The 20795-nt window shown below is 59.2% G+C and carries 12 protein-coding genes and 6 pseudogenes; 9 read left to right on the top strand and 9 right to left on the bottom strand.

Annotated features, from left to right (window positions below):
* Positions 1-551 precede the first annotated feature (551 nt).
* Positions 552-791, bottom strand: coding sequence for a hypothetical protein (locus tag NKJ17_RS30545; protein WP_352691479.1), 240 nt, complete (start codon positions 789-791; stop codon positions 552-554).
* Between the two features lie 109 nt (positions 792-900).
* Positions 901-1811, bottom strand: a pseudogene (locus NKJ17_RS30540) (IS5 family transposase); the annotation flags it as partial.
* Positions 1812-1918: 107 nt separating this feature from the next.
* Between NKJ17_RS30540 and NKJ17_RS34165 the strand changes: the two are divergent.
* A pseudogene (locus NKJ17_RS34165) lies at positions 1919-3366 on the top strand (ISKra4 family transposase).
* 29 nt (positions 3367-3395) lie between these two features.
* Here NKJ17_RS34165 and NKJ17_RS30520 read toward each other — a convergent pair.
* Positions 3396-3746, bottom strand: a pseudogene (locus NKJ17_RS30520) (IS110 family RNA-guided transposase); the annotation flags it as partial.
* 97 nt (positions 3747-3843) lie between these two features.
* Here NKJ17_RS30520 and NKJ17_RS30515 point away from each other — a divergent pair.
* The 8 genes and pseudogenes from NKJ17_RS30515 to NKJ17_RS30480 form a co-directional block, all read left to right on the top strand.
* Positions 3844-4118 (top strand): annotated as a pseudogene (locus NKJ17_RS30515) (IS3 family transposase); the annotation flags it as partial.
* Between the two features lie 477 nt (positions 4119-4595).
* Positions 4596-6200, top strand: coding sequence for an ABC transporter substrate-binding protein (locus tag NKJ17_RS30510; protein WP_502906586.1), 1605 nt, complete (start codon positions 4596-4598; stop codon positions 6198-6200).
* A gap of 3 nt (positions 6201-6203) precedes the next feature.
* Positions 6204-7145: an ABC transporter permease gene (locus NKJ17_RS30505; protein ID WP_352691472.1), complete on the top strand. Its 942-nt coding sequence runs from the start codon at positions 6204-6206 to the stop codon at positions 7143-7145.
* 172 nt (positions 7146-7317) lie between these two features.
* The gene (locus NKJ17_RS30500; protein ID WP_352691470.1) at positions 7318-8028 is read left to right on the top strand and encodes an ABC transporter permease; all 711 of its coding nucleotides are present in this window, start codon (positions 7318-7320) and stop codon (positions 8026-8028) included.
* A 1-nt stretch (position 8029) separates the two neighbouring features.
* A complete protein-coding gene (locus tag NKJ17_RS30495; protein WP_352691468.1) occupies positions 8030-9052 on the top strand; it encodes an ABC transporter ATP-binding protein in 1023 nt (340 codons plus the stop codon).
* Positions 9049-10101, top strand: a complete 1053-nt coding sequence (locus NKJ17_RS30490) for an ABC transporter ATP-binding protein (protein ID WP_352691467.1) — start codon at positions 9049-9051, stop codon at positions 10099-10101. Before NKJ17_RS30495 ends, NKJ17_RS30490 begins: the two co-directional genes overlap by 4 nt.
* Before the next feature lie 36 nt (positions 10102-10137).
* Positions 10138-10287, top strand: a complete 150-nt coding sequence (locus NKJ17_RS30485; protein ID WP_352691466.1) for a hypothetical protein — start codon at positions 10138-10140, stop codon at positions 10285-10287.
* Between the two features lie 279 nt (positions 10288-10566).
* Positions 10567-13587, top strand: coding sequence for a WD40/YVTN/BNR-like repeat-containing protein (locus NKJ17_RS30480; protein ID WP_352691489.1), 3021 nt, complete (start codon positions 10567-10569; stop codon positions 13585-13587).
* Positions 13588-13883: 296 nt separating this feature from the next.
* On the opposite strand, the gene NKJ17_RS30475 is transcribed toward NKJ17_RS30480, so the two are convergent.
* From NKJ17_RS30475 to purU, 6 genes and pseudogenes are all read right to left on the bottom strand, one after another.
* Positions 13884-14882, bottom strand: coding sequence for an IS30 family transposase (locus NKJ17_RS30475; protein WP_352691465.1), 999 nt, complete (start codon positions 14880-14882; stop codon positions 13884-13886).
* Between the two features lie 94 nt (positions 14883-14976).
* A pseudogene (locus tag NKJ17_RS30470) lies at positions 14977-15222 on the bottom strand (transposase domain-containing protein); the annotation flags it as partial.
* 333 nt (positions 15223-15555) lie between these two features.
* Complete coding sequence (locus NKJ17_RS30465) at positions 15556-16533, bottom strand: D-alanine--D-alanine ligase family protein (RefSeq protein ID WP_352691464.1); 978 nt, start codon at positions 16531-16533, stop codon at positions 15556-15558.
* A gap of 728 nt (positions 16534-17261) precedes the next feature.
* Positions 17262-18055 (bottom strand): annotated as a pseudogene (locus NKJ17_RS34160) (bifunctional 5,10-methylenetetrahydrofolate dehydrogenase/5,10-methenyltetrahydrofolate cyclohydrolase).
* A gap of 299 nt (positions 18056-18354) precedes the next feature.
* Positions 18355-19605 carry a D-amino acid dehydrogenase gene (locus tag NKJ17_RS30450; RefSeq protein ID WP_352691461.1) on the bottom strand — a complete coding sequence of 417 codons (1251 nt, stop codon included), beginning with the start codon at positions 19603-19605 and terminating at the stop codon, positions 18355-18357.
* A gap of 78 nt (positions 19606-19683) precedes the next feature.
* Entirely contained in the window at positions 19684-20568 is an 885-nt protein-coding gene (gene purU / locus NKJ17_RS30445; protein ID WP_352691459.1) for a formyltetrahydrofolate deformylase, read from the bottom strand.
* Between the last annotated feature and the right edge of the window lie 227 nt (positions 20569-20795).

Genomic DNA, 20795 nt, shown 5'->3' with positions numbered 1-20795 from the left:
TCCCGATCCGTCCGTTTAGTCGGGAGGTAGAGCGCTACGGGAATCTGAAAAAGTCTTCGGCTACCTATCGGTTGGCCTTTGGCCAGCCCCGGCAATTGGCTCCTTTGCCTGTTGATGAGGCGTTGGACTGTTGGTCGGATCTCGCAATCGACAGCTAAGCGCGCTCGTTTAACGGACCCAAGGTCGCCTGGCGCAAGGCGGATAAAGGCGATATTGGGCTGCAAACCTCAAGGTCGGATTGGGTCTGCTTTTAGATGTCGGGCTCTGAACCGTCATCCTGATCGCTATCTGAAAACCCCGCATGAGATGCAAAGCGCGACAGATTCTTCGTCGTCAGCGATCCGGAGACGGCGTCTTCATTCAGCAGCAACAACGTCGCCGGCACCCTTGGCGCGCAGTTTTGGCGCGACGGCGAGGAGCTTCTCGGCGGGCGCGAGAGCTCGCCGGCCAACCGACAGGCATCGGCCGCCGCATGAACCAGCGCGACGCAGACCGCCGCCCTGATGAGCGGCAGCGGCCGCGGCCAGCGCAGGCTTTGCGCCAGCACCAGGTCAGCTGGCCACCAAGGCCAACAGCTCGTAGTCAGGCCTCATAGCGACGACGCGAGCGGCGATCGCCGCGGCGGCGAACGGCGCCGGCCGCTCCGATCGCGCCAGGTCGTCGATGTGTTCACAAAGCGCGGCCAGCGCCTCGACATCCCAATGGAGGCCAAGCTGGTCGAGTGTCTTCCCGAGCCGGTCAGGGGTAGCGACGGGCGGCTGCCCGGCCAACTGCCGCAAGGTGCGTTTCATGTGCGGTTCCATGCAGTCATTGGTATCGCTGCAGGGTCACAGTTGCATTCTGACTCATAAGCTTGCAGTCGCGGCTGAAGCCTTTTTAAGTAGTCGGCCTGAATAACGGCTAAGGCGTTGATATTCCGAACGCGTGAAGACGGGTGGAAGCATCCGATTTCGCCGTTTTCGGCTGGAGTGCTTGCAGGCACCGGGCAAGCCAAACAGCGAGAACCGTGAGGATCAGGCGCAGATTTTGGCCTGCGGCGACGAGCAGGGCATTGATCACATCGCCAGCATGGCCGAGGAGGAAAGTTGCGGTCCAGCCGGCCGTCGGTCTTCATGTTGTGACCGATGGTGGCCTCGATGGCCGATCGCCGTTTCAGTTCCCGAGACATGGTGGCCATCAGGCCACGCTTGCGGCCGGCGATCATCCCCGATCCCGAGGCGACATAGTCGTGGCCGCGATAGCCCTTGTACGTAGATGCGGTCCGGATCGACGCCGCCGACCTCCACGGCCTGATCGACCGTTGCTGCAAGCGTGTGGCCATCATACGGATTGCCCTCGAACGCCTTGGCCGCCAGCACGAGGCCCTCGCGGTTGGTTGCCGCGATCCCGACCTTGCAGCCGAATTCGTAAGGTTGCGGGCTTTGCCCTTCGCGATGCAGACCGCCTCGGGCGCGTGCAGGGAGTAGATCTTGTTGCTGTCCTTCGGCTTCTGCGTCAAGAGCCGCTCGACGAGCCCGAGCAACCGGGCAAATCTGGTCTCGAGTTCGGCATTGCCGGCGATCTTGCGGCCGACGTCGCGGAACACCCGGCCGAGATTGGTGCGAAGGCGCTTGAGTTCGCGACGCATCCGGCGGAACTGCCGGGCATGCGCATAGCGGCCCGCCCGCACCGCCGCTGCCTTGGCCAGCCGCATGTGGGCTCTGCCTGAGCATGATGCCGTACCGCTTGGCCTGACGCACCAGGATCTGGATTGCCTTGAGGTCGAGCCGGCTGTCGGTGGGGTGGGCGATCGCCTTCGGCTGCACCGTCGTCGACGGTGATCCACTCGCGGAGGCCGGTAACTTCTCCGGGGTTGGCCACGAATTGTTAGCACCCGCTGGTCCATCACCATCGCTTTTGTTGCGGAGAAAGTGACGCGATGGAGTGGACGATCTCGATCAAGGGGAAAAGCGCGCTTGGGGATGTCTGTCGCCAACAAGTTCGGATTGAGAAAAGCGACGAACGCTTGCTCGACGGTGATATCGGCCTGTCGATCGACGGGGGCAAGAAAATCATGACGGCCCTGCAGAGCGCGGTCGTGAACCACGAGGCGGAGACCTATGCCCTTTTTCGCCGGGTCTGCCCCGAGTGCCACAAATTTCGGCCGGTCAAAGACTATACGATGCGCCGAATCCGGACGGTTTTCGAAACAATTGAGGTGCCAAATCCACGATGAATGCTGTGCCAGGACTGTCACAGGAATGGTAGCCGCGTTCGCGCCGCTGAAGGAAATCTGTCCGGATCGGGCAACGTCCGAGCTGATGGAACTGACGGCGCGACTGGGAAGCATGATGCCGTACCGGCAGGCCGCCAGCGTGCTCGCCGAATTCCTGCCCATCGAACCGACCGACGCATGCAACCGTGCGAAAGCGGACCATCAAAGTCGGCGAGCGGCTCGACGACCAGATCACTGAGGAAACCTGGCGCGCGAGAATGCAGATGAAGGAACGACATCAGCTCGAAATGCAGCTTCCTGGCGATCGACGCAAAGAGTTCGTCATCAGCATCGATACGGCGCACGTTCGCAGCGCCGATCCCAATTCAGCGCGAAACTTCGAGCTCGTCGTGGCCAGATGCGGTCGCGGAGGTCGGGGAGAAGTCGGCGGTCGCTACTTTGTCACCGCCAACACTGACCAACCTGCGATACGCGATCGAGCGTCCACGCTCTTCGGGAAGAGGGGTATTGCGTCTTTGGGGACGTCACCGTGATCTCGGACGGCGCCGAAATCCTGAAGCGGCTTCCGCGCGCCATGCCGAAACCGGCGACCCATATCATCGACTGGTTCCACATCGCCATGAAGATCCAACCCATGCAGCAGATCGCTGATCACGTAATCCGATCCCAGTCTGGTCTTGCTGAAACACTTCCGACCATCGGCAGGGACATCAGAGCTGTGAAGTGGCGCCTGTGGCACGGGCGCGTGGACCGCGCGACCCACGACCTGGAGCAGCTCTTGGCAAGCTTGCATGTCTGGCAAGGAGAAGGCGAGCTCTCGATGTCGCGCCTCCACAGCCTCGGGTCTCAGCTCCTCACCTACGTCCGTTCGAACCGCAGTGCGATCGTAAATTACGGAAAGCGCTACCAAGCCGGACTTCGCGTGGCCACGACCCTTGCCGAGTCGGCAGTCAATTCCGTGATCGCCAAACGCATGGTCAAGAAGCAGCAGATGCGCTGGTCTCTCCGCGGTGCCCACATGCTGATGCAGGGTTCGGACAGCCGAGATGAATAGTGAGCTTCGCGACCGACTGCGGGCACGATTTCGAGCACCAGAGCCGAGCGTGACCTCACTATTCAAGCCCAAACCGCCCTTACTGTGCGCCGCGTAACCCCGGAGAAGTTACCGGTCTCCAGCTCTGGCCTGTTGAGCCTCCGACCTCGGCTCGACGAAACGCATCTCCGGCCGCTGCGCTGCAATCACAATCGCCTCAGCATCCGCCGCATCATTCCTTCTGCCTCTTCACGAAAGGCCGAACATACTGTGGGGCGACAAGCTTCACCTCATGGCCAACCCTTCCAACTCCCGCGCCCAGTACTGGGCGCTGCCACAGGCCTCCATGACCACGATCACCGGCGGGTGACCGGCCATGAGGTTCCGGAACTGCCGACGCGACAATTTCCTGCGAAACTGTGCATGTCCTGTCAGCCACGCTCCATGGATCTGGAAAACTGCTTTTGCCAGATCCACGCCGATCATCGTATCCTTCATCGCGGTTGCCGTCCTCTCTGCTGGTGGGGTCACCCACTATTGGCACATTCGATGCCGTCTGAGATGGGCGGCAACCACCCCATCTTGTTCTGACCCCAGCCTGCTGCACCACAGCGACCAAGGCCGCCCAATATACGAGCGAGCAGTTCCAGCGGCTGATGGCCGATCACGGCATCTCCTGCTCGATGAGCCGGTCGGGCAACGTATGGGACATTGCTGCGATGGAGAGCATCTTCTCGCAAGGTCTACAGGATGAGGGATGACGCAAGGGCCGACGTGTTCGATTACATCGAGCGCTTCTACAACCCTCGGCGACGGCACTCGACGTTGGGCTATATGAGCCCTGTCGAGGAGAAAGCTATGTTAGCTTAACCTGGTGTCCGAAAAACCGGCAGCAGGCCATTGTTCATTTTGGCCGTTTATGCCGATCGCGAACTATGCCGAGCTGGCGCGTTTCGGCATCGTTTTTCATGGCTTAGTCGCAGCTGGAACGGCATAGATTAGGGTCTCTCCGTCGCGATTGGCGCGAAGGAGAGGCACATGAATAGACGCCATCTATGCCTGCAATAGTTCTGAGCTATTTGTCGCTTAGCGGAAGATATGGCTTTAGATTGAAACCGGACGACCTTAGCTAGCCACGGATCGAAGCCTCTTACACAAAGAATTGAATAGCAATTGTGATATGGCTTTCCATCGGTGAGTTTCTGAGGTTCGGATGGCAGAATAGAGTGGTCCGGCACATCTTGTAGTTGTCTTATAAAAAGCCGGCCAAAGTGGGAGATCATGACTCGGAGATTGACTTGCTGCTTCAGATCTTTGAGAAATTAGCTACAAAGGGGAACTGAGGAGATGAATATAACTCGGCGGACACTTGTCAATACGGGCCTAGTAGCCGTGGGAGCGACCTTGTCGTTTCCTTCAATGCTTCGAGCTCAAGCCGATGCCGGAGGAGATACGGTGAGGTGGGCAAGAAGTCTGCCCACAATTCTCGACCCGTACACAACGACCGACGCGAATACTGTCGACTACGCGTTTGGTGTTTACGACATGTTATTCGGACTCGATTCAAAGCTTGTTCCGCAGCCGCAAATGTTGGATAGTTGGAGTGCGTCCGACGACAAGAAGACCTATACCTTCTCCCTTCGTGATCGGCTAAGCTGGCACGATGGCACCCCGGTGACGGCTGCAGATTGTGTTGCTTCGATACGCCGTTGGTTCCAAACGCCCGGTGGGCAACTCGTGAATGAGCGCACGAAGGATGTCTCAAAGCTCGATGAAAAGTCCTTCGTAATCACATTAAAGAAACCGCTCAGCGTGCTGATTGATCAACTTGCGCAGGTTGCCGTTTACCCGCTTTTCATCATGCGTGAACAAGATGCTCGTCGCCCGCCTACGGATGCGGTAACCACACATATTGGTTCGGGACCATTTAAATTTAATGAGGAACTCTATGCACCCGGGGCGAGCATCACTTTTGACAAGCATGATGGCTACGTCCCGCGCGACGATGCTCCCGACGGACTGGCTGGTGCCAAAATCGCTAGGGTTCGCCGCGTAGTTTGGGCTAAGCTCCCCGATCCGCAAACGGCCATGGCGGCGCTGCAAGCCGGCGAAGTCGATGTCCTCGTTGACCCCCTTCCCGCCGATCTTTTCCCTGTCATCGAAAGTGACCCGAACCTTGTGCTCGAAAATCTATACAAGTCGGGTTTCGACTATTTCTTGCGTATGAATTGTCTTCAGAAGCCATTCGACAACGTGAAGGCCCGGCAGGCGGTGCTGCATCTTATTAATCAAGATGCGTTCCTGAGTGTCATTAATCCATTTCTAAAGGGCAATCGCAATGTGACATCATTGTTTGGAATCGATACGCCATTTTCCAACGACGCAAACACCAACTGGTTCCGGAAGGGCGGCGACCCGGAAAAGGCCAAACAACTACTACAAGAGGCTGGCTATGCTGGCGAGAAAGTTGTTATTCTCGACCCAGCCGACTGGCCTGAGGCCCATAATGCATCGCTATTCTTGGCATCGGAACTTCGTAAGATTGGATTGAACGTCGAACTAGCATCTAGCGATTGGGCTGGCCTTGTTGCCAGGAGGGCTAGGAAAGACTCGGTTGAAAACGGTGGCTGGAGCATTTTTATCAGCAACCTTCCCGACTTCTCACTAACTAGTCCCAACTCTGCTGCATTCATGGCAATGAATGGCGAACAGGGCTGGGTTGGCTGGCCTCAGGATGACCAATATGAGGTTCTTCGAGCTAAATGGGCGGACGTCACAGGAATCGAAGCGCACCGCGCTCTGGCCCGCGAAATGCAGCAGATTTTTTGGGACTATGCGAGTTCGGCTTACTTGGGGCAAGTTCCCGTGCTTTCGGCATACCGAAAGGACCTCACTGGCCTTATCGGCGTGCAGGCAGGACGTTTGCTGATGTGGAATATGCGAAAGGACTGAGTTTTGATTACCTACATCTTTCGCAGAATGATCTCGGCCATCGTCGTTATGGCGATGGTCGGGGTGTTCATCTTCCTACTTGTCAGGTTGGCGCCGGGTGATCCCGCAAACATCATCGCTGGACCGTCAGCCACGGACCAAACTGTTGCGGATATACGGGAGCAACTAGGTCTCAATGCGCCACTACCGGTGCAGTTCCGGCAATGGGCGGGGAACCTGCTGAATGGCGATTTAGGCATGTCGGTTTTTGCCGGGCGTCCTGTTCTCCAGCTCATCCGGCAAAGACTGCAGCCGACCCTTTCACTCTCGCTCTTGACACTGTTCGTTTCGGTAACCGTTGGAGTGACGTTTGGAATCCTCACGGCTTGGCGAGCCGGAGGCATCCTCGACCGCGTCCTGATCGCGTTTTCGGCCCTTAGTTACTCTGTTCCGGTGTTCGTGGTGAGCTATTGCCTTATTTACTTCTTTGCTATTCAGACGCGATGGTTGCCGGTTCAAGGCTACGCATCAATCAACGATGGCATAGGCCCCTGGCTTGCTCACTTAATCTCGCCAACGATCGCGTTAAGTTTGGCTTATATTGCTTTCATTGCTCGGATCACGCGGGCAAGTATGCTCGAGGTGCTGTCGGAGGATTACATGCGTACGGCCGCGGCCAAGGGCGCGTCCCCGTATGCTATGCTGTTTCACCATGCCCTGAAGAATTCTGCAGCACCAATCCTCACGGTTATCGGCCTCAGCTTCGCTTATTTGATTAGCGGTGTCGTGCTGACTGAAACAGTGTTTAACATTCCTGGGATAGGGCGGCTTGTTGTCGACGCGATCAATAATCGCGACTACCCAATCATTCAAGGTATGCTCATCCTCATCTCGGGCATCTACGTTCTCATCAATCTTGCAGTCGACCTCGCCTACACGCTGGTCGATCCTCGAATTAGGTACTGACATATTGTTCACGAATTCCTTAACGAGCACTGGGCAACCGGACCGGTTCCGGATCGTCGGCCTCGCTCATCTTGCACGCCGGTATCCGGTTGTCTTGATCGGCGCCGGTCTCTTGACCCTTCTGATTGTTCTAGCGATTTCTGCCCCTCTCTTTGCACGCGATCCAGTAGACATGGATCCCTTTTTCCGACTGCAGCCCCCTTCCGATGAACACTGGTTCGGGACAGACAATCTGGGCCGGGACGTGTTTGCCCGAACCATCTTCGGGGCGCGCATCTCGCTTCTGGTGGGCCTGATCTCGGCGCTGTTGGCGGCCTGTGCCGGGCTCCTGATCGGTGTCGTCGCCGGCTATGTCCGCGCATTCGACAATGTCATCATGCGAATCATGGACGCGCTGATGTCGATCCCGACCTTCCTGCTGGCCATTGCGCTCATCTCCCTGACGGGGCCAGGCATCGGAATCCTCATCGTCGCCATCGCGATCCCCGAGACGCCCGCCGTCACGCGGCTGGTTCGCGCGGTGGTCCTGGGTGTGCGCGAGCGCCCCTATGTCGAGGCCGCGGTCTGCGGCGGGGCGCGGCTGCCGAAGATCCTGTGGAGGCATATCCTGCCAAGCACCATTCCGGCCCTGATGGTGCAGAGCGCCATTGTCTGCGCCAGCGCGATCCTGACCGAGGCGGGGCTGAGCTTCCTCGGCGTGGGCGTGCCGCCCGAGATCCCGAGCTGGGGCAACATGATTTCAGGCTCGCGCCTCTATCTCGCGATCGCGCCCTTGACGGTCTTCGCCCCCGGCATCTGCCTTGCGGTCACGGTCCTTGCGGTCAATCTCCTCGGCGATGGCCTGCGCGACCTCTTCGACCCCCGCGCGAAGCGGAGGCGCTGAGATGCTGATGCAGAACTTCATGGAGGATAGAGCCATCGAGAATGACGTGCTCCTCGATGTCCGGGATCTCGAGACACATTTCTTTGGCCAGGACAGCGTTACCCGCGCCCTGGGCGGCATCAGCTTCCAGGTGAAGAAGGGTGAGACGCTCGGCGTGGTCGGCGAATCCGGATGCGGCAAGAGCGTCACCGCCCTCTCGATCCTGCGTCTGCTGCCGAAACTGACCGCCGAGATCGTCGGTGGCACGGTCCGCTTTCATGGGCGCAACCTGCTGGATCTGTCCGATCGGGAGATGCGAAGGATCCGCGGCAACAAGATCGCCATGATCTTCCAGGATCCCATGACGAGTCTCAGCCCGGTTCACACGGTCGGACGGCAGATCGCCGAGGCGGTGGAAATCCACACGGGCGCCTCCCGCTCGGCTGCACTGGCCAGGGCCGAAGAGATGCTGCGCCTCGTCCGCATCGCCGACCCCGAGCGGCGCGTCAGCAACTACCCTCACGAACTGTCGGGCGGCATGCGCCAGCGCGCGATGATCGCGATGGCGCTGGCCTGCTCACCGGAACTGTTGATCGCCGATGAGCCGACGACTGCGCTTGACGTTACTATCCAGGCGCAGATCCTGCGGCTCATCGTCGATCTGAAAGAGCGCACGGGAACGGCCGTCATGTTCATCACCCATGACCTGGGCGTCGTCGCCGAGACATGCCAGCGCGTGATCGTGATGTATGCCGGCCGGATCGTCGAGCAGGCGTCCGTGACGGATATCTTCACGGGTCCCGCGCATCCCTACACTCAGGGCCTGATGCGATCGTTGCCTGATCCGCGGCGCGGCCGCCAGCGCCGCCTTCCAGAAATTCCCGGGATCGTGCCAAGTCTTCGCGAGCCGATTGTCGGCTGCAGCTTTGCGCCTCGCTGCCCGTTCGCGATCGATATTTGCCGAGAGAAGACACCCATGCTGCGTGATGTCGGGTCGAGCCACGCCGCAGCTTGCTGGCGCGCCGAAGAGGTGATGGGCGCATGACCGGTCCTTTGCTGAAAGTGGAGAATCTGACCAAGCATTATCCGCTTGGCTCGGGAATCTTCAAAAAAAGCATTCCGGTGATCCGGGCGTTAGAGGATGTATCCTTCATCGTCGAGGCGGGCGAGACGCTTTGCATCGTCGGCGAATCCGGTTGCGGCAAGTCCACCGTCGCGCGGCTGTTGATGCGGCTCGTGCAGCCGACTAGCGGGCGCGTAGTGATCGACGGGACCGACATTGCGGGCCTCAAGAAGGACGCCCTTCGCGCGTGGCGCCGTCGGATGCAGATGGTCTTTCAGGATCCTTACTCGTCGCTGAACCCGCGCCTTACTGCCGGGCAAATTATTACGGAGCCTGTCGAGAACTTTGAACGTCTCAGCCGAAGGCAGCGTCAGGCACTTGCCGCGGACCTTCTCCGAAAAGTCGGAATGTCGCCCGAAATGATGCACAGGCTGCCGTCCGAATTGTCAGGCGGTCAGCGCCAGAGGCTCGGCATTGCGCGCGCTTTGTCGCTCAACCCCTCTCTTATCATCGCCGACGAGGCGGTGTCAGCCCTTGACGTCTCCGTGCAGGCGCAGATTCTGAATCTGCTTCTGGATCTGCAACAGCAGATGGGCATCGCCTTCGTCTTCATCTCGCATGATCTTGGCGTCGTGGAGCATATCGCGCATCGCGTTGCGGTCATGTACTTGGGGCGGATCGTGGAGCTCGCCCCGAGCGAGGCGCTGTTCGCCAAACCGGTCCATCCCTACACCGAGGCGTTGATCGCGGCGGCTCCGGTGCCGGATCCGACGCGGGTTCGGCTGGAGGCGCCCGTCGAGGGCGAGGTGCCGAGCCCGATCAATCCGCCGGCTGGGTGCGCGTTCCACCCGCGCTGCCTGCTCGCTGTCGAACGTTGCCGCATCGAGGTGCCGCCTTTGGTGCCGATGGCGGACGGGCGGGTTGTGGCCTGCCACGTGCGCGCTCCATCCGCGGAATTTCCGGGACGGCAAGATATGGCGGGCAGCCCTCAGCTCACTCCCGTTGCGGGGCCACACGGTTCGGTACTGTAGACACGCTAATTCAGCACTCCCTGGAAGCAGACAGACATGGATTTTATCGAGCGGATTTTCGGCGTGGCCCCGGATGGGGGCGACGGCACCACCGAGATGCTTTACATTGCGGTCGCGCTCGTAGTCGCAGCGACGGTGGCCGCACCCGTTTGGCTCCGCCGACGTGCGGCAAAGCGCCGCCGCTAGCTCTTTTAGGCTCGAGATTGTGCAACCGTGTCGGCCACGGGCAAGACTTCCGGGGCACTGCAAAACTTAGCGACGGCTCTGTGCAGAGCGTCGCTAAGTTTACAATGCCTAGCCAAGGGCGTCCGCTTTGACTCATACGCTTTCCCAGCTGGAGGCGCACTGGGAGTCGAAATGGGTTGCAGCGCGGACGCGCGAGATCGGCTGCCCCGGCGATGGGATACAATTCTTCCGGAGCAGTGGCGCGGCTGGTGATCTGAATCGGTAACGAGGTACATTTTGATGAAAACATTCCGAGCGGCTCGAGCGGAAAAATCCGGATGGATTGATCCTGCCCTGTTCAAAGCGCTGCGCTGGCGACACATCGGTCCCTTTCGTGGGGGACGGGTGACTGCGGTGACCGGCGTACCCGGTGAGCCTGGTCTCTTTTACTTCGGCGCGGCGGCGGGCGGTGTCTGGAAGACGCAAGACAATGGAGGACATTGGACGCCAATCTTCGATCAGGTGCCCGACAGTTCAATCGGGGCGATTGCTGTCGCGCCGTCCAATCATCAGGTAATCTACGTCGGCACCGGCGAGGGGGCTTTGCGTAACGACATCACCAATGGGCGAGGAGTCTATAAGTCGATCGATGGCGGAAAAAGCTGGACCCATATCGGCTTGTCCGACACCGGCCAGATTGGCGAGCTGGTCGTGGATCCCCGAAATGCGGATATCGTGCTCGTGGCTGCGATCGGGCACCCGTTCGGCCCTAATTCAGAAAGAGGTGTGTTCAGAAGCACCGATGGCGGCAAGAGCTGGAAAAAGGTTCTCTATCGCGACGAAAACACCGGCGCTGCAGATGTCACTTATGATCCGGACAATCCCGACGTTGTCTATGCCTCCCTGTGGCAGGTCAGCATGCGTCCGTGGGGCGATACCTCGTCAGGCCCTGGGAGCGGCTTGTTCCGCTCGCAGGACGGAGGCAGAACGTGGGTTGAACTTAAAGGCAACGGTCTTCCTAATGGGCCGTTAGGACGGATCGGGGTTTCGGTCTCTGGCGCGGACTCGCGTCGTGTCTACGCGCTGATCGAGGCCGATTGGTCGGATAAGCTGTTCGGTAGCCCGCCAATCGGAGAGCCCGACAGGGGAGGGCTCTACCGATCAGACGATGGTGGTGAGCACTGGGCCCGGACTAGCGACGACTCGCGAATTCGGAACAGGCCCTTGTACTACGGAAAGGTTTTTGCCGATCCCCGCTTCGCGGACACCATTTATATTGTCAATACTGCGGTGCTGCGTTCGACGGATGGCGGCAAGAGTTTCGCCCCTGCACCATTTCCTGGTTATGATCATCATTATCTATGGATCGACCCAGCCGACCCGCGTCGGATCATCAGCGGCTGTGACGTTGGTGCCAGCGTCTCAATCGACGAAGGACAGACCTGGTCGACATATGACAATCAGCCGCTCGCCCAATTCTATCATGTCGCAGCCGACAATCGTTTTCCCTATTGGGTCTACGGCGCGCAGCAGGACTTTGGGAACATAGCAATCGCCTCCTACTCCAGCGAAGGGGCAATCGGGCCTCGCTCCTGGTATCCGGCGGGCGGCGGAGAAGCTGGGTTCGTCATACCGGATCCGCGTAATCCGATGATTATCTTTTCGACGACTGCCGAGATGATCGGCCGCTATGACAAGCAGAAGGAACAGTGGCAGAACGTCAGCGCTTCGACTGCTCCCGACCCCTGGGGAGTGGGCGCCGAACTCGCGCACCGATTCAACTGGTGGAGTTCCCCTCTGATGCTCTCACCGCATGATCCGGACGTGCTGTACGCCGCATCTGAGATGGTGTGGAAATCGTCCGATCAGGGCAACAACTGGACCGCGATCAGCCCCGACCTCACGCGGAATGACAAGAGCAAACAGCAGTGGAAGGCAATTTGGGGCAGCTATGATGCTATTGTCTCGCTTGCCGAGTCCCCGCTCAGAAAGGGGCTGCTCTGGGTTGGCTCGGACGACGGGCTGATCAATATGACGCGTGATGGCGGCACCCATTGGACCGACGTCACGCCGGGCGGGGTGGCTCCTTGGTCCTTCGTGTCGATGATCGAGCCGTCACGGTTCAATGCCGAGGCCGCGTATGTTGCGATCGACAGTCACAGACTTGACGATTGGAAGCCTTCAGGCTTCAAAACCGCTGACGGCGGAAGGACGTGGGTCTCCATTGCGGGCGATTTGCCCGAAGATGCCGTTGTGCATGCGGTGCGGGAGGATCCGGCACGTCAAGGGTTACTTTATGCCGCAACTGAGCGTGGGGTCTTCGTTTCGCTCGACGACGGAGTTCACTGGCAGCCGCTGCAATTGAATCTTCCCGCCACTCCGATTTACGACATCATGGTAAAAAATGATGATTTGGTGGTCGCAACCCACGGCCGCGGTTTTTGGATTCTCGACAATGTAACGCCGCTGCGCCAGATCACTGCCGGAGCGGGAGCGCGCGAAGCCATGCTCTTAACGCCCAAGACCGCTTACATGATAGGCACCCAGACATTTGGCGGTTCAACCGACGCCGTTGGCAAGAACCCGCCCCCGGGAGCCGCGATTGACTATGTGCTGACAAAAAGACCCCAGGGAGAGGTCACTCTCGACATTCTGGATGTGCATGGCGCGCTGATCCGCCGCCTCTCGAGCATCGAAGCAAGCAAAGAGCAACAGGCTCCCCAATATGTCACGGACACCGTCCGTTCGGACAAGATCCCCACCGAAGTAGGGATGAACAGGGTTTATTGGGACTTCCGCACCAGCGACCCAGAGCAGGTGCCGGGAGCTTATTATTATGGCGGTTTCGCTCGCGGCGTACTGGTCACTCCCGGCAGATACATGGTGCGCCTCAATGTTGACGGAAGGACTTACGAGCGGCCTTTGACCTTGGCCATTGATCCCCGCGCCGCTGGGAGGGAAGGGGCGAACGCGGAACGGGTCGCTCTGCAATCGGCGGTATTGAAGGATATCGATCGGCTCCACAAAGCGATGAACGAACTCAGGAAACGGCGCCCACGCACGGCGGATCAGGCTCATGTCGGCAAAATGAGCGTATCCGCATCCAAGCTGGCACAACTTGCCGGCGAAATGGACTCCATCGACGCCGCGCTCGTAAAGGTGAAGACAAACTCTTTCGCCACTGCTTACTGCTTCCCGCACGAACTTGAAGTCTACACTTCGCCCAGACAGCAGGAACGGGCGCTTGTCGATGGATTGCATCAGAGAGTCGAGACAGCACTGGCAACATGGTCGAGTCTCAGGGCTGAGTTGATCAAGTAGGGTCAGGATCGAGCTCGTCGACCGCAGCGGCTCGCGAGATCAGCGCGAATCAGCAGCCCGATCGAAAACTCATCCTGCCCCCTAGGTACTCAATTCGCTCCTCTGCAAAATCGTCGAGACGGATTCCATGGCAGAGCAAAACCGCATCGCAGAGAAAGCACTCGAATGAGGCAGATCGAGCCGAGAAACACTGCAGCCCACTTATGGGCTGCTTCCTCCCAATGGTGTTTGATAGAACCCACTGCGCCTGTGAGTTCCAGCTGAAGTGCGACAAGCAGCGAGTCAGGTTAGCGCGTTCACCGATTGGCCAACAGTATCTTCTGACGGAAGACTTCGGCCGGTGTTCTGAAGCCGAGGCATTTGTGGGGCGTCGAGTTGAGATGGGCGCACACCTGGTGCAGGTCTCGATGCTCTATCGACAACGGATCGATGTCTCGCGGAAGCCATTTGCGAGCGCGGCGGTTGGCGTTTTCCACCGTGCCTTTCTGCCACGGCGCCTGCGGATCGCAGAACCATGTCTGAACGCCGAGACCGGCCTGAAGGTAGGGCCAGTCTGTGAACTCGGTGCCGCGGTCGAAGGTGATCGATCGGCGGGCCGAATGGGGAAGTGGACCAAGCACGTCAATCAAGCCATCCATGATCGCGCGGGACTGTCGGTCGTTGTTGCGCAGGAAGACCGTGAAGCGGCTAACCCGTTCGACCAGCGAAGTGACGTTCGCTTTGCCGAATTTCTTGCGGAACTGGATCAGATCGCATCCCCCACCGAGCTGCTTTCTGTCGCGGACGATGTCCGGACGATGCAAAATGCTCAATTCCGGGCTAAATCGACGGCCATGACGCCGCCTTACGTGCCTCGGCCGGCGTCGGGCGCGGCTCTCGGGAAGATAGCGCCACAGCTTTATCTCCTGGCCATAGGGCGAATAAGCAAAGCGATAGATCGTCTCGTGGCAGACGCGAACGCTGCTGCGTTCATAAGCCAATCGACCGGCGATCTGCTCCGGTGACCAGCCATGCTTGATACGCTCGATGATTGATGCGCGAAGATTCGGATGCCGAACCAGTTTACGATAACGGCTGCGACGTTCCTTGGCCAGATGGTTGGCCGCCACACAGAAATAGCCTGTCAGATCCGGCATCTCCCGATCCTCAAACTTATTCCGCGCGATCTCGCGGAAAATCGTCGAGCGATGGCGACCGAGTTTCTCAGCAATCGCATCGACACTGACGCCAGCATGGCGCCAGCGCTCGATCTTGCGGCGTTCATCCAAATCGATCTGGGAGTAGGTGCGTTTCATGTGCGGTTCCATGCATGCGATAAGTAAGCGCTCATTTCCATGCGCGTTGACGCGGCCCGTTTGACCGGGGTCGCTGTCGGCCAGTTGCATCGGATCAAGCAGGGGCGGGTTTGGCGAAGTTGAATGGCAACAGATCGGTGATGTCGGCATTGTCCGCGCGCTGCGGCAATTCCGTGAGGACGTGGCGCAAATAGGCCAAGGGCTCGATGCCGCAAGCTCGGCATGTCAGCATGAGGCTGTAGACGACGGCACTGGCCCTGGCTCCGCCCACAGTGTCGCTGAACAGCCAACTCTTTCTTCCAGTGGCAAAAATACTGATGTTCTCATCAATACCCACTCGTATCATCTCGGAGTGACGGATACTCTTGTCGATGTTGAGACGGGAGTATTGCGATGTCGAATGCAGTCAGACTTGAGCAGGTTCGAAGCCAGAGAGAGGTCTGCGACTATCGGCGGATCGAGCTGATTTCGGGCCATCGGCAGAGGTGGAAAGCCCGAGCGGGCGCGAACATCTCGGAGGTAGCCGATCCTAACCGCGCGCCTCCGTGTCGACATCGGGGTTCCACACGCACCGGCTGCCTGCCACGTCGATCTCGATCATGCGGCAGCGGGGCAAGCGGCCCTGATGGCGGCAGCCGTCCTCTCGGAAGCGCCCCTGCCGGCCCAAGTTTGCCTAGTGGATGTCGAAAGACCGCGTATAAGCGATATCGAGGATGCGGTTGACCAAACTTGAAAAGCTGTAGCCGGCGGTCGTCGCGGCCAGGACATAAGGGCCGCGCATGCCGAGCCCCGGCATGGAGTTGATCTCAAGGACAAAGGGCTGGCCGGAGCGGTCGATCCGGAGATCGACACGCGCGTAATCCCGACAGTGACAGGCACGGAAGGTCGCAATCGAAATATCCCGCAGCCTGGTCGCAAGCTTGCTCCCGATTTTCACCGGGCAGATACGCTTCGTCGCCGCAACCGCGCCCCGTGTCAGAAGACGCGCCTTGTGGTCACCGAAATCCTGCTCCACCAGAGGCAACACCTCGAGTTCTCTGTTTCCCAGCAGCGCGATAGTGATTTCTCGCCCCTCGATGTATTCTTCCACAAGCGCCTCCTGCGCATACTGCGTGACGATCACATCTACGGCCTGCCTCAACTGAGCGGGCTCATGTACGAGCTGCACTCCGCAACTGTCGGACTCGTGACGCGGCTTCACTACCATCGGGAATCGCAGGCTGCCGGTACTCTCTGTGCCCCGACGCATCACGCGAAAGTTCGGCGTCGGCACACCGAGAGCGCAAATGAGCCTTTTGGTGATAACCTTGTCGAGCGTCAGCCCATGCCCGAGCGGGCCGGATCCGGTGTACGGGACGCCTGCCATCTCGAGCATAGCCGGTACGTGGGTGAGACGGCACTCGCCCTGAATTCCGTACGACATGTTGAAAACGATACCCGAGGGGCGGGCATTGGGCCTCGGTGGCATGAACTGCTCAAGCGTAGCAAGCAGTCCTTTGTCGCCTTGGCACACCAGCGTCTCGTGGCCACCCTCTTGCAGTACCGCCGCCATGCTTTTGACCGTCTCGCGGCCGAATTCCTGCCGACAAGGCTGGCCGAACCGGTTGATCACGCCTGTATGATCATCGTTCCACACAACAGCTATTCGCATGAGGTACTCCCTCCTTCTTGCGGAGGACTTCGAGCAAGTTCATTTAGACCTCCTCGGCCGGACACCGGGAGGCCTCTGTGGGTCGTAACGCATCCTCCATCGTGTCCTTGCAATCGGCGTGCCGCCGATGTCGTGAGAGCAAGAGGAACAAAACCATATACTTCGCGCCGCAACGGCGGTACACGCGCTCCTCTGTTTGTCGGATTCCGAACTGGGACGTCTTCAACCGGATACGGCTGAACACGGCAACACGGACGTCGACTGACGACGGTTGTTTCTTGGCACTTGTTTGGGGATGGTCTGTCAACGGCCTTTTTGGATCCAATTCCTAGCCTCGTTTGCGTTGGGAGGTCACTCCGCTACCCCTCGGGGCTCAGAGCCCACCGCATGCAAGTAAGCGAGAGCATCTCTTGCGCGAGAGCATCTTTCGCTCCCGGCAGGCTTCCATGATGCAGTAATGCGCATCGGCCACGATCATCATGGTCTTGCGCCTGCCGCCGCGACCGTCCTCGGTCCGCTTCTGAAACCATTGCGCCAAAGCAGCATTGCCAGCTCTGGATGGACCGCGTTCGCGCAGGCGCGCCCCGCTTTCATCTGGAGAGCCGGTGGGATTCGTGGACCATCAGCCGGCAGCGAAGCGGGCAACAACTGCTTGGAGGGGCACCTTTGTGGACGATAGTGCGATGCGTTGTGTCTTCGGATATGGGTCGCTCTCTCACGATTTTTACCTACCAGAACTGTAAATGCGGAAACCCTTCGCGGCAGTGTGCCGCGAGTATCGTGTTGTGCATTAGCGTCATGATCGTCATCGGTCCAACGCCTCCGGGCACTGGTGTAATGGCTCTCGCCCTTTCGAAAGCGGCTGCGAAGTCCACATCACCAACAAGCCGCTTCTTGCCGTCCAAAACCGCTCTCGTAGTTCCTACATCGATCACCGTTGCTCCCGGCCTGATCCAGTCTCCCTTGATCATTTCGGCTTGTCCCGCTGCCGCCACTACGATATCGGCCTGTCGCACCTTGTCAGCCAAGCTCCGCGTTCGAGAATGCGCCATTGTTACAGTGCAGTTCGCTCCTAACAATAGCTGTCCCATCGGTTTGCAAGTCCCGTCAGGTCGCCCAACTGATCCCGCAGAAGCATGAGGCACCCGAGCGGCGTACAGGGTATAGCCTGGTCGCCCGGCGGCCAGACGACCTGCGCTTTCGGGGTGAAGACCATCGACATCCTTGTCGGATCGATCGCACGGATGACACTTAGTTCATCAATGTGAGCCGGAAGAGGCAACTGTACGAGGATGCCGTCTACTGCATCGTCCGCATTCAATTCTTCGATCAGCTGCAAGATTTTGTCCTGGCGCGTCTCCTCCGGTAGGATGTGTTGGAAGCTGGCCATACCCAGTTCGCGTGTCTTTCGACCCTTGCTGCGGACGTAAATTTCGCTTGCCGGATCGCTGCCAACAAGCACGACCGCCAAGCCCGGCGGGCGCCCAGCCTTTTCCATGAACGCTGGCAGAGCGGCAGTTATCCGTGCGGCAAGACGATCGGCATAGGCTTTCCATCGATGATGCTGGCTCGCATGTGGGCTCCTTCACAAAGAAAGTCATCAGATTGTTCAATCTGTTCCCCAGCTCCGCGCAGTCGATTCGGATTTCCGCTTGAGGACTTCCTCGATGCGTTCGAGATGCGCGCCAAAGCCTTGCGCGGCGCGGCGCACCCTTCGGCTTGTGATTGACCGCATGACCGAGTTCGCTCTGGGTCGCGGAAAGGGCAGTCTCGACCTCTTCGCCCCAATGGCGACTGGCGGTCCGGATAGTTGCCCGCACCTCAGTTCCTGTAGACTAACCCTCGCGGATCGATATCCGGGTCGCGGCCGGCGACTAGGTCGGCGAGGAATTTTCCCGAGCCGCAGGCCATGGTCCAGCCGACATGGCCGTGGCCGGTGTCGAGATAGAGGTTTTTGTAACGCGCCAGGCCGATGACCGGCACTGAGTTCGGCATCATCGGCCGCAGCCCGGCCCAGAGTTCGGCTTTCTTCTCATCGAAGGCGCCTGGGAACAGCTCCTTGCCGGTCCTGAACATGGGGACGAAGTCGCGCGGCTGGAACGTGCGGTCGAAGCCGGTAAATTCGGCGGTCGAGGCGAGGCGCAGGCGGTTGCCCAGCCTGGAATAGGCGATCAGCTGGTCTTCGTCGACACCGCCCATGGTTGGCCCCTTGCTCTCGTCTTCCAGCGGAATAGTCGCGGTATAACCCTTCACCGGATAGACAGGCAGGTCGATGCCGTAGCGGCGGCCGAGCAGGCCGCTTTCCGGGCCCATCGAGATGACCACGGCATCCCCGGTGACCGGTCCAGCCGAAGTCATCACCGCACTCACCCGGTCGCCCTCGATGGCGAGGCCCTCGACCGTCGTTGCGTAGAGAAAGTTCACGCCGAGCTTTTCGGCTGAATAGGCCGCGAGTTTTTCCACGAACTGCCGGGAATCGCCGGTCTGGTCGATCGGCGAATAGACGCCGCCGGCGATCTTTTCCTTCACGCCGGCAAGACCCGGTTCAAGCTCGACCAGCCGCTCGCGGCCGACGATCTCGATCGGCAGGCCATGCTCGGCCAGATAGCGGTAATTGTCGGTGCCGGTGTCGAGACTATGCTGCGTGCGGAAGAAGTAAAGGATGCCCTTCTTGCGCTCGTCATAGTGAATTCCGGTGTCGGCGGAGATGGCGTTGATGCAGTCGCGGGAATAGAGGGCCAGGCGCAGCTTGACCTGGCTGTTGGCGCGCAGGCGCTCTTTGGTACATTGGCGCAGGAAGCGCAGGCTCCAGGCAATGAAATAAGGATCGAAGCGCAGCCGCACCTTGATGCCGAGATCATGGTTGTAGAGCCCGCGCAGGAATGTCTTCAGCGCCGCCGGTGAGGCCCAGGCGGTGGCGTCGCCCGGCGACACCAGGCCGGCATTGGACTGGCTGGTGCCGCGCGCAGGCGCCGGATGGCGCTCGATGCCGGTAACCTCATGGCCATCGGCGGCCAGATAGTAGGCGACCGCCGTTCCGACAACGCCGGCCCCAAGCACCACAACCTTCATGCCATTCCCCCGAAGAAATCTTCCGCCGCATTATCGGCACGCCGCTACCGACTTACCGTCGACCATAGGGCAAAAGGGCTACCCCATCCGTTCTGACGCAAAGCTGCCGGGGCTTGCCGGGAAGACGACGGTGCGATTGCCGTTGATGAAAGAGCGGTGATGAATATGCGCATGGACAGCGCGCGCCAGCACCTGGCTCTCCACATCGCGGCCCAGCGAGACGTAATCTTCTGGGCTTTGTGCATGTGTGACGCGAACTGTGTCTTGCTCGATAATCGGCCCCTCGTCGAGATCGGCTGTGACGTAATGCGCCGTGGCGCCGATCAGCTTCACCCCGCGCTCGTAAGCCTGTCTATATGGGTTGGCACCCTTGAAGCTCGGCAGGAAGGAATGGTGGATGTTGATGATCTGGCCAGACATCCGCTTGCAAAGAGCATCCGACAGAACCTGCATGTAGCGGGCAAGCACGATCAACTCGGTTGCGGTCTGTTCGACAACTTCGATGAGTTGAGCCTCTGCCTGCGGCTTGTTTTCTCTGGTTACCTTTATGTGATGGAAGGGTATGTCGTGATTGACGACCACCTTCTGGTAATCGAAGTGGTTGGAGACGACCCCCACGACATCGATTGGCAGAGCCCCGATCTTCCATCGGTAAAGCAGATCGTTCAGGCAATGGCCGAAGCGAGACACCATCAGCAGGACCTTCATCCGGCTTTCGCCGTCAAACAGCTCCGACTTCATTTCAAATTTGTCCGCGATCGGCTGGAAGCTCTCCTTCAATTGCGGGGCCAGTACACGTTCTTCCGAGATGAAGCCCACTCGCATGAAGAATTTTCCGGTGTCTAGGTCGTCGAACTGCGAGCTATCAACGATATTGCAGCCTTGATCTGAAAGAAAAGTCGAGATCGCAGCTACAATACCACGCGTTGACTTGCAAGATACGGTAAGTACGTACGGAGTCATATTGTAGTCCGCTCTGAGTTGGCCTTGTTTAGGGCAGCTTGCTGCGCTGCAGGGAGCATGTCCGAGTGTCCCGCGCTCTCTGCACGCTGATCCTGTGCCACTTACCATTGGCACTGGCAGGGATAACAGCTGGAGGAACATTTGCCCCACCGGTTAGGTGGGGTATAGCGGGAATCTCTCCGCCAGCGTCAACACTCGTCCGGCAATGTCTACGTCGATTTCCAGCC

The organism is Mesorhizobium sp. M0208 (genome assembly GCF_040322015.1).
Lineage (GTDB): Bacteria > Pseudomonadota > Alphaproteobacteria > Rhizobiales > Rhizobiaceae > Mesorhizobium.
Note: the sequence above shows the minus strand (reverse complement) of the source record. Positions and strands in the feature narration are given on the sequence as shown.

Bases quoted from the DNA above. Each gene is read 5' to 3' on its own strand.
- NKJ17_RS30485 (WP_352691466.1), top strand. From the start codon at position 10,138: ATGGATTTTATCGAGCGGATTTTCGGCGTGGCCCCGGATGGGGGCGAC.
- NKJ17_RS30500 (WP_352691470.1), top strand. From the start codon at position 7,318: ATGGATCCCTTTTTCCGACTGCAGCCCCCTTCCGATGAACACTGGTTC.
- NKJ17_RS30480 (WP_352691489.1), top strand. From the start codon at position 10,567: ATGAAAACATTCCGAGCGGCTCGAGCGGAAAAATCCGGATGGATTGAT.
- purU (WP_352691459.1), bottom strand. From the start codon at position 20,568: ATGACTCCGTACGTACTTACCGTATCTTGCAAGTCAACGCGTGGTATT.
- NKJ17_RS30545 (WP_352691479.1), bottom strand. From the start codon at position 791: ATGAAACGCACCTTGCGGCAGTTGGCCGGGCAGCCGCCCGTCGCTACC.
- NKJ17_RS30510 (WP_502906586.1), top strand. From the start codon at position 4,596: ATGAATATAACTCGGCGGACACTTGTCAATACGGGCCTAGTAGCCGTG.
- NKJ17_RS30450 (WP_352691461.1), bottom strand. From the start codon at position 19,605: ATGAAGGTTGTGGTGCTTGGGGCCGGCGTTGTCGGAACGGCGGTCGCC.
- NKJ17_RS30490 (WP_352691467.1), top strand. From the start codon at position 9,049: ATGACCGGTCCTTTGCTGAAAGTGGAGAATCTGACCAAGCATTATCCG.
- NKJ17_RS30465 (WP_352691464.1), bottom strand. From the start codon at position 16,533: ATGCGAATAGCTGTTGTGTGGAACGATGATCATACAGGCGTGATCAAC.
- NKJ17_RS30495 (WP_352691468.1), top strand. From the start codon at position 8,030: ATGCTGATGCAGAACTTCATGGAGGATAGAGCCATCGAGAATGACGTG.
- NKJ17_RS30475 (WP_352691465.1), bottom strand. From the start codon at position 14,882: ATGAAACGCACCTACTCCCAGATCGATTTGGATGAACGCCGCAAGATC.